Genomic DNA, 8,366 nt, shown 5'->3' on the forward strand with positions numbered 1-8,366 from the left:
GGCCTTGCCATCAGACCTTCTCCAGCACGTTCATCACGTTGTCGATGATTTCAGCGCAGGAACTCGCAGGAACCTGGCTGCCCAGCAGGGGTTTGTAGAGTCCACTGCGCAGGCGGCGTCGCTCGTCGGGGTTCTGCCGCCAGTGCGGGAACTGATCAACCGCCACCTCGATGCTCACCGCAATCCTCTGGATGTCGACGTGCAGCCCACTCAACGCTTGCTCGGCCCGCAGTGCCGAGTAGATGCCGAGGGCACGATCTGACAGTCCGCTCTGCTCAGCGAACTCACGCAGTCTGCCCTTCTCCTCCGCAAGCGCCTTCAGTTCATCTAGCGCGGCTAGGCCGTTGATCTTGCGCTCTTCGAGATTTTCAATGACGCGGTCGGCCTTCTCCTTGATGCTCTGGAGCGCCACCGCAGCCGCCGGGTTGTCGTCCATCTCCTTGCGTAAGCCGCGCAGCAGGTTGTACACCTTCTCCTCGGGCGGCTCGTCGTCGTTGTCCAGTGCTTCCAACGTTGGCACGTCGAATGTGGCGATCTTGGTGAACCGACCGAGCCTTTCCTGGGTCGCGGTCTCCTCGATCAGGCGCTTCGTCTTGTGCTCCAGATCTGCAGTGAAACCGGTCGCCTCAGAGAGGGCGGCGCGCACCACCGCGTACAGGACCGACAGGCGCTTGTACGTCGCGATGTGATCGCGCAGTTCCGCTGACGGGGAGAGGATCTCCCACAACGCCTCGATGTCCCGGTAGTCGTCGAAGAACTTCTTGCGCTCACTCTCCGCGACGAACTTGCCGTAGATGAGGCTCTCCAACTGCTCGTCGCCACCTTGGTTGCCGGCGACCTGTAGGTACTCGGTGGAAGCGGCGTCGATCTTCACCAGCAGGTCCGCCATCAGTACGTCGAGGTCTTCCAGTGCTCCTTCGACGTCCGCGGAATCGAAACGCAGTGCCTTGTGAAGCTCCTTCAGGATGCCGACGAAGTCGACGACGAGACCTACCTTCTTCTGCACACCCTCGTTGTCGACGTACGGCCGGTTCACGCGCGCGAGAGCCTGCAGTAGGACGTGGTCGCGCATCGGCTTGTCCAGGTACATCGCATACAAGATCGGCGCGTCGTAGCCGGTCAACAGTTTGTCGGTGACGATGAGGATCTTGGGTTGCTGGCCAGTCTTCTTGAACTGCCGCCGCACCTCTTTCTCGCGGTCGTCGGAAAGCTGGAGCTCATGCACGTCGGGACGGTCGACGACATCGCTCGCATTTTTGCTGTAGACCACCTCGGACCACTCGGGCGGCAGCAATTCATCAAGTGCGCGCTTGTATTTCGCACACGTCTCGCGGTCGACCGCGACGAGAAATGCCTTGTACCCCAGTGGGTCTACGTTCTCCTTGAAGTGGTTCGCGACGAACTCAGCCACCTGCGTCACGCGGCTATCAGAGCCCAGGAAGGTGCGCAGTCCGACGGCTCGCTGCAGTACCTTGTTGAGTTCGTCGATGTCGGTGACGGCCTCGTCGGAGGCAAGGGCGTAGAACTGCTCGTCTAAATCCTCTGGCGCCATGGACATCGACGACGGCGCCAGCATGTACTTGATCGGCAGGGTGGTCTCGTCGTCGATTGACTCGATGATCGAGTACTTGTGCAGGTGGCCCTTTTCGTCCTGCGATCCGAAGATCTGGAACGAATCAGAAGTGTTTCCCTGCGTCCCCCTGACCGGTGTGCCGGTGAAGCCGATGATCGTGGAGTTGGGCACTGCCGCCATGAGGTACGAGCCCAGGTCAGCGGCAACTGAACGGTGTGCCTCGTCGATGAAGACGAAGACGTTGTCCCGATTGGAGCTGTCCTTCCGGATCGTCTCGAACTTGTGGATCATCGACACGACCAGTCCACGGAAGTCGGAATCGAAGATGTCCTGCAGGTCATCCCTGCTGTTGGCGCGCCGAACCGGGATGTCGTTGGCCTGCATCTCACCGAGCAACCTATCGACCCATTCTTTGAGCTGGCCCTCGAGTTCGGTCCGGTCAACGACGAGGATGACGGTTGCGTTCTTGAAGCGGTTCTTCTGAGTGAGGATCAGCTGCGCTGCTGTCAGCAAGGTGAAGGTCTTGCCCGAGCCTTGCGTGTGCCAGATCAGCCCCCGGTTCTTCGCTGGGTCGGCACACCGTTCGACCACCGCATCGACTGCACCGCGCTGGTGCTCGCGAAGGACCGATTTCTTCGTCTCGCCGTCTTCAATGTAGAAGAGCACCCACTCGCGCAAAGTGCGCAGGAAGTCGTGCGGTTCGAAGAACGCCCGCACGGCGTCGCAGTAGGTCTCGTCGCTCGTGTGCTTCCACTTGAAGAGCATGCGGCGGTTGATGTTCCACGTGACGCCGTACCAGTAGTCGATCAGGTGCGTCTCGTTGTGGAGCTGCGCCTGAGCCACGATCTCTGGCGTCTCCTTCTCGTAACGCCGGAGTTGGGTCACCGCCTTGGTCAGTGCGTCGCGGTCCTTCGGGTTCTTGTGCTCGACGATCGTGACCGGGATGCCGTTGACGACGAACATGACATCCGCGCGGTTCCCCTTTGTCCGGGCCGGCGGCTCGATCTTCCACTCCCACGTGACGTGCAGGGCGTTCTCGTGGGGTACATCGAATTCGACAACCTGGACCGGGCGTTGGCGCTGTTCGTTCTCGTCGTGCCACTGGCGTTCTCCTCGGAGCCAACGCAACACCTCTCGGTTGCCCTCGATCGTGGCGGGCAGCGCTTCAATGCTCTCGACGATCGCGCGGGCCTGATCCTCGGTCAGCCACGGGTTGAACTGCCGGAGTTTCTTCTCAAGGACCTCGGGGAACAACATGTTCGCCCGACCACGACGCATGCCCTCGGCTTCCTCTGGCGCGAGTTGCACCCAGCCGACGCTTGAGGCGTGCGTCACCATCGGGAACTGCACCGACTTAGCCTCGGAGATCTTGATCTGGCTCATGCCGCACTCCCATCGCTGGCCGGCAGCGCACTCAGGTCGAGGTCACGGACCGAGATTTCACCGGTCATTAGCTTGTGCAGCAACGACTTGAAGAGCTGGTCAAGAACCGCGCGCTTGCGACGATGCAGGTCTATCTTGCAGTCGAGAGCGTCCAGCACTACTACAATTTCTTGTTGCGTTTCGACGTCCGGCCAGCTAATGACCTCTGCATGAAGGAAATTGCGATTCAGTGCGGGGTTGGCTGCACCTGAATCGAGTCGCTTCATATCCACCAACTGGAGGCGGTAGAAGACGAACCTCGGTACGTTGCCGAGGAAGTCCTTGCTCCATAGTGTCGTGTCGTGGGGCCAATAATCCGACTCGACGTAGTGAACTGTGCCGATCGACCCCTTACGTCCGATGATGACACCAGGGCCGCTGGCGGCGGCAATATCGTGAAAACTCCTCACCCCGCCAGACGAAACCACAGGGATCGTTCCATTTTCGGCTTGCGAGCGCTTCGTGATGTCAAAACCCCGCTGGAACTGTGCTAGCTCGCCGAGTGGCCCGACCGTCCAGCTATCGGGAATCAGACCTATCTCGGTCTCCTTCTGTGCCTCGCCGCGCAGACCCTGCGAGAATAGGCGCTGCATCGCCGCGGCTTTCAACTCTTCCGTCGTTGCGATGAGACTCTCGTTAAGGCGCCGCGCCTGCTGCACATGTCTGAGTGCGTCCGCAATCGCCACCTGCTCCCGGAATGGGGGGTGAGGAACCTCGAGAGCCTTGAGCCTTCCCGACGACAAGTTAGGGATCGTGGTCTTGTTGCCGGCGCCCTCAAAAATTCCTAGCTGCGTGAAAGCGGACTGCAGGAAGTACACGTAGAAGCGCGGATCGACGTCATCTGTTGCCGGGCGAAGACGGTGCAGATGGTTCTGGAAGGACATCGGCGTTGGGCCACCCTCCCAGATGGCTGCTCGGCCAATTTCGCCGCCCTCGCATACGAGTAGGTCACCGGGCTCGACAAGCTTCGCCGCCAGTTCGTGCTCGGGAATAGCCATCTTGTCCACTTCGGAGAGATCAATCTCGTCCCAAAGGACATTCGACGTACGTAGGAATGGAACCTTGTTATCACCGGACCGTCCTGCTGCCGACATGGTCTTCCCGGCCCCGACGAGGAAGAGTTCACCCAGAGGCTTTGTCGGCCAATCGGTCGCGCTCACAGCTTCACCAGCATCTTCGCGAGTGCTTGATCCGTCTGCCGCGCAAGTGCATCCAACTCGTCGAGCTCGGCCAAGAGTTCCTTAATTGAACGGTGGTCTTGGACGCTTGCTTGCTGAATCCAGCGGCTTGGGCTCAGGTTGTAGTCCGCCTCGGCGACTTGGGCGAGGTCGACGACCGCGACCTGCCCCTCGACTTCCTCTCCGGCGTTGTAGAGCTTCGCGAGGTCCACGACGTCCTTGTCGGCGAGGTGGTTCTTGGGCTTGCCCTTGGTGGCCCGCTTGCTGGCGTTGAGCAGCGTGATCTTGCCCTTCTTGGACTCAGGCTTGCGCTTGTTGAGCACGACGATGACACCAGCAGCCGTCGTGTTGTAGAAAAGGTTGTCCGGCAACAGGATCACGCCCTCGATGAGGTCGTGGTCGACGAACCACTTGCGGATGTTGCGTTCTTTGTCCTCGTTTTTCGAGCCCGAGCCTCGAGTTACGGCACCGGTGTCGAGGACGACCGCCGCACGTCCGGTGTCCTTGAGCACCGACAGCGTCTGCTGGAGCCAAGCCCAGTCACCCTTGCCCGACGTTGCGCCGCCGTGCTTGATGAACCGGTCGTACGGGTCGTCCTCGAAAATGCTCGGGTCAAAAGGCTGGTTCCACATCGGGTTGGCGACGACAAGATCGAACTGGTCGAGTGATCCCGACGACGTGCGGAACTTGGGATTGATCATGGTGTCGCCGCGACGAAGGTCGACGTCCATGTCGTGGATGATCGCGTTCATCCGGGCGACGGCGTAACTCTCGGCCTGGAGTTCTTGACCAAACAGCTTGAGCGGAACCCTGGCGGTGGGGTCCAGCTCACGTGCGATGAGTTGGAGCTTGATGAGCAGACCGGCCGAACCGCAGGCGTAGTCATGGCAGGTCTGTCCCGGCTTCGGTCGGAGGATGCGTGCCATGAGGAATCCGACCTCGGTTGGAGTGAAAAACTCGCCTGCACTCTGGCCCGAGCCTTCTGCGAACTTCCGGAGGAGGTACTCGTATGCGCGGCCTAGGAAATCGGGTTGCACGTCGGCGAGGCCTAGGCGATAACGCGGGTCCGAAAAGGTCTCGACGACGCCATTGAGCTTGGCGGGGTTGATGTCCCGCTCGCCGTTGCGCTCGGCCGCGAAGTCCACGACGTCGATGACTCCGGCGAGGCTCGGGTTGAATCGGACGACGGCTCGCACAGCCTTGGTGAGGCGTTCACCGATATCGCGTGGTCGCGTCGATCGGCCGCGCTCGTCGTCGGGCCAGTCGTACTGTGCGCGTTCGCTGATGATGGCCCAACGTGCCTCGGCCGGGAGGTAGAAGCGGAGCAGGTCGTGGTCGTTGTCCGCGATCTCCAGGGCGATGTCACGGTCGCCGTACTCCTCGGCAAGTCGGTCGATCTCGTCGTCAAAGACATCGGAGAGGCGCTTAAGGAATAGCAGCGGCAGTAGGTAGTCCTTGAACTTCGGCGCGTCCTTCTCGCCTCGGATCGAGCAAGCGGCGTCCCACAGCATCTGCTCCATTGGCTTTGTGGTCGGAGCTGCCGGCTTAGCTTGGCGGCCGCGGCGACGGGTGACTACTACGGCATCGGCAACCGGGGCATCGCTGGGGTCTACGCCAGCTGCTCCTGCCAGAGCGTTGATCTTGGCGAGCTGGGCCCTCTGCGGCTTGCTGGAGCCGCCCTCCCACCTGTTCACCGTGGCAAACGAGACGCCCAGACGTTCGGCGAGCTCAGCCTGGGTGAGATTGAGCACGGCGCGGATCGCCTGAAGGAGTGTCGGGATGGTCGAGGGTTCCGTCATGTCTGCTATATTTGCATAGTGATATAACAAAAACAATCCAGTCAGCCACGGCTGGCCGAGGAAACCTGCGCTCGCCGGCGATGGTTGAAAGGAGAGGCCGTATGGAAGAGCCAAGGGAAGAGCCTTCAGCGGCGGAAGGCCGCACCGCGCTGTTGCTCGCGCAAGTCCGTGAGTTGTACGGACGCGCTGCGTACACGCACAAAACTCATGAGAAGCAGGCGGACATCTGCTACCGAAAATATTGGTGGCAGCGCCGAGGGCTTGTGGCCATGACAGCGGTTAGCTCGACCGCGTTCGTGGCGTCGCTCCTCGGTCTGGCAAACGGGGAACAGTGGGCGCCACTGGTCACCTCGTTCATCGGGGTGGTCGTCACCGGGATGAACCTTGGCAGCAAGAACTTCAAGCACGGCGAGGAGATGCAGCAGCACCGTGACACGGCGGCAAAGGTGTGGGACGTCCGCGAGTCCTACCTGTCCCTCATCGTTGATCTTCAAGCGGGAGCGTGTTCGATGCAGGAGGGAATCACACGGCGCAACGATTTGCAGGAGCGGTACGTCGCCATCCTCGGTGATGCGCCCCGCACAACCTCAAAAGCCTACGAGGCTGCGCAGGACGGTTTGAAGAACCGCGAAGACTTGACGTTCTCGGAGAGCGAGATCGACCAGATGCTGCCGGTCCAGCTGCGACAGGGAAAGCCGGCAGTCGATGAAGACAAGTGAGATTTTTGAGGGTCTGCTTACGAACCTACAGGTCGATAATGCCGGCACCATCAGTGCCCGCCGCGATGAAATTACCAAGGTGCTGAACAAGGAGTTTCGGAACCTCGACAGCTCCAAGGACCATCAGCTCATGGTCGGCTCCTACGGGCGTTTCACGGCAATTCGCGGCATTTCGGACCTTGACATGCTCTACGTCCTGCCGTCGTCGCTATGGGACAAGTACAACGGAGAGGACGGACCCTCGGATGTCTTGTCGCGCACGCGCGCCGCTATACAGGCCCGCTACCCGACGTCCAGTGTGAAGGTTGACAGTCCGGTGGTCGTCGTGGCGTTTCAGAATTTCATGTTCGAGGTACAACCCGTTTTCGAGCAAGAGGACGGTTCGTTTAAGTACCCGCATACGAAATCGAAGTCCTGGAAGATCACCAAGCCCCGCGAGGAGATCATTGAGACCCGAGACTTCGACAGCATTACCAATCGCAATTTCCGCAGACTATGCAAGATGGCGCGAGCGTGGAAGAACAAGCACGGCGTAGTCATGGGTGGCCTGTTGATCGACACCTTGGTGTACAACTTCCTCCAGAAGAACACCGACCACCACTCCGCGGCCGCGGCGGCTTATGCCTTCATGGTCCGAGACTTCTTCAAGTTTCTGTCCGAAGAGGACGACCATGACCACTACCAGGCGTTGGGAAGTAAGCAGGATGTGAAGGTTAAGAAGAGGTTCCAGGGCAAGGCAAAGACCGCGTACGAGTTGTGTCTCGAAGCGATTGAAGCTGACGGTAAGACGACGGCCAACGCTAAATGGAAGAAGGTCTTCGGAAAGCCTGTTCCTGCAGCCGAAACCACCGCGAAGACTGCGAGCGCCTACACGTTCGACAACACCGAAGAGTTCATCGAGGATGAGTTTCCGGTGGATATTAGATACAACCTGTCCATCGACTGCACCGTCACCCAAGATGGCTTCCGCCCGAACACGCTACGCAGCATGCTTGCCCGACAGGTCTGGCTCAGGCCGCAAAGGACGTTGGACTTCACGGTCACGGAATGCGATGTGCCACAACCATACAAGTTCAAGTGGAAGGTCTTGAATCGCGGCGACGAAGCCGAGAGGCGAAACGAGATTCGGGGTCAGATAATCAACGAGGACAGCCGAACGCATCGTGAATCGACAAAGTTCCGTGGTGAGCACTACGTCGAATGTTACGCCATCAAGAACGGCGTGATCGTTGCGCGGGACCATATTGAGGTGCCAATCACCACGGCCCCGTAAACCCTAGGCTAAGCCGTCTGCTGGTCGCCACATCGTGGTCACGATCAACGCTGGGATCACTTGCGGCACATTCCAACTTAGATGGCCGAGTCGATTGCGAAACCGCTCACGAGGTGACGGGCGCCGGAACCATAGCCGTTGCTCTCATCGGCGGGCTGTGCTGAGTGCCGATATCCGTAAACACGTTGTCTGGCAACAGACGACCTCGGCGCGGTCAGTGGTGGCTCACCGAAATTTCGCCGACAACGGCACATCGGGGTCGGTCAATCACCGACCAGGACTTGATGGATGAGCGCTTACTCTGCTTGGTCAGACGGGTCACGAGCTATCTTCCGCCAGCATCGGCAGCAGGATCTCGGCAACCTCGGTCATCTTGTGCTCTGTTGATCGCGCTCATCGAAA

General features: G+C 59.9%; 5 protein-coding genes. 2 read left to right on the plus strand and 3 right to left on the minus strand.

The window, feature by feature from the left end; genetic code table 11:
* Window positions 1–10: 10 nt before the first annotated feature.
* From N416_RS0105210 to N416_RS0105220, 3 genes are read right to left on the minus strand one after another with little or no spacing between them, the layout of a single operon-like run.
* Window positions 11–2,956, minus strand: a complete 2,946-nt coding sequence (locus N416_RS0105210; RefSeq protein WP_024441067.1) for a type I restriction endonuclease subunit R — start codon at window positions 2,954–2,956, stop codon at window positions 11–13.
* Window positions 2,953–4,155, minus strand: a complete 1,203-nt coding sequence (locus tag N416_RS0105215) for a restriction endonuclease subunit S (RefSeq protein ID WP_024441068.1) — start codon at window positions 4,153–4,155, stop codon at window positions 2,953–2,955. Before N416_RS0105215 ends, N416_RS0105210 begins: the two co-directional genes overlap by 4 nt.
* Entirely contained in the window at window positions 4,152–5,972 is a 1,821-nt protein-coding gene (locus N416_RS0105220) for an N-6 DNA methylase (RefSeq protein WP_024441069.1), read from the minus strand. The genes N416_RS0105215 and N416_RS0105220 overlap by 4 nt, the downstream gene beginning before the upstream one ends.
* Window positions 5,973–6,073: 101 nt before the next feature.
* Here N416_RS0105220 and N416_RS0105225 point away from each other — a divergent pair, with 101 nt between their 5' ends.
* Together N416_RS0105225 and N416_RS0105230 are read left to right on the plus strand one after the other, a co-directional pair.
* Window positions 6,074–6,691, plus strand: a complete 618-nt coding sequence (locus tag N416_RS0105225; RefSeq protein ID WP_024441070.1) for an SLATT domain-containing protein — start codon at window positions 6,074–6,076, stop codon at window positions 6,689–6,691.
* Window positions 6,678–7,964 carry a nucleotidyltransferase gene (locus tag N416_RS0105230; RefSeq protein WP_024441071.1) on the plus strand — a complete coding sequence of 429 codons (1,287 nt, stop codon included), beginning with the start codon at window positions 6,678–6,680 and terminating at the stop codon, window positions 7,962–7,964. Before N416_RS0105225 ends, N416_RS0105230 begins: the two co-directional genes overlap by 14 nt.
* The last annotated feature ends 402 nt before the right edge of the window (window positions 7,965–8,366 follow it).

The sequence above is a fragment of the Mycobacterium sp. UM_WGJ genome, assembly GCF_000455125.1.
Lineage (GTDB): Bacteria > Actinomycetota > Actinomycetes > Mycobacteriales > Mycobacteriaceae > Mycobacterium.

Coding starts and splice junctions, on each gene's coding strand:
- N416_RS0105225 (WP_024441070.1), top strand. CDS start 6,074: ATGGAAGAGCCAAGGGAAGAGCCTTCAGCGGCGGAAGGCCGCACCGCG.
- N416_RS0105210 (WP_024441067.1), bottom strand. CDS start 2,956: ATGAGCCAGATCAAGATCTCCGAGGCTAAGTCGGTGCAGTTCCCGATG.
- N416_RS0105230 (WP_024441071.1), top strand. CDS start 6,678: ATGAAGACAAGTGAGATTTTTGAGGGTCTGCTTACGAACCTACAGGTC.
- N416_RS0105220 (WP_024441069.1), bottom strand. CDS start 5,972: ATGACGGAACCCTCGACCATCCCGACACTCCTTCAGGCGATCCGCGCC.